1 pseudogene is annotated in these 1031 nt (G+C 49.4%); it reads left to right on the forward strand.

Going from position 1 to position 1031, the window contains the following annotated elements:
* A pseudogene (locus tag H5125_RS21665) lies at positions 1-1031 on the forward strand (hypothetical protein); the annotation flags it as partial.

The following is a 1031-nucleotide window of genomic DNA, read 5'->3' on the forward strand; positions in this document are numbered from 1 at the left end:
GATGGCTCGTTTGGCACTAAAAACTTCCAAATTGGTGCCAACGCCAATGAAACCATATCATTAACCATGAAAGACGTGTCGTCAGCGGCTATTGGTCGCACCTACCAGAGCTTCGATACAGCGACGACTGGTGCAGTGGTTGCTGCTACAGCATCTGCGGGCACAAAGGCTGCTCCAGGTGAGCTTGCTATTAATATTGGTGGCACAGAATCTAAGATAGCGCTCCAGGCTGACATGGGTTATCAGGATTTACAAGATAAAATAAACAATATTAGTGGTGTGAGTGGTGTTGTGGTCACTCAGGCTGAGGCTGTTGAGGCTAAGGCTGCTGTGGATGCTGTAGCTGCTGCAGCTGCTGCCCCTGCAAGTATGACGATATCTGGTATCGCGCTCGATGGGGCCAATGCAATATCGATGACGTTCAATGGTAATGCATACGATATCGCTGGCGATTTGGACTCTACTGGTCTAGCAGCCCGATTCGCGGAGATTGGTGCGATTGAGGACTTTACCGTTGACTCCACAACAACCTCGGGTTCGTATATCTTAGCTGGCCTTGCGGACGGTAGTAATGACATCGCAGTCGGCATTGATTCCAAGGTGGCCAACACTAACGCATCAGGAATGACCATAACCACCGCTGCAGGCCCTGTTACTTACGTTGGTGATGATAGTGATACTACGGCTGATGTCGCCCCTATCACTGCGTCTGGCACTGTGGCGGTTGAAGAGGTTGAGGCAGCAGATGCGGTTGTTGCTGTGCCTAACGACTTTACTATTGACTTTTCTAACGCTAAATTAGATACGGGAATCGAAGCTGTATCTATTACCTCTACCACGGGGGGTGTTTCAGCAACTACGGATATGGCTATTGTTGCAGACTCTACAACGTTTGACTCTGTTGCGGGCATTAACTTGAGCACTCAGGATGGTGCTCAAGATGCGATTAGTATTATTGATGCGGCGATTGCGAGTATTGACAGTCAGCGCGCTGATTTGGGTGCGGTGCAAAACCGGATGAACTTTACCAT

The sequence above is a fragment of the Shewanella sp. SR44-4 genome, assembly GCF_014163715.1.
Taxonomy (GTDB): Bacteria; Pseudomonadota; Gammaproteobacteria; order Enterobacterales; family Shewanellaceae; genus Shewanella.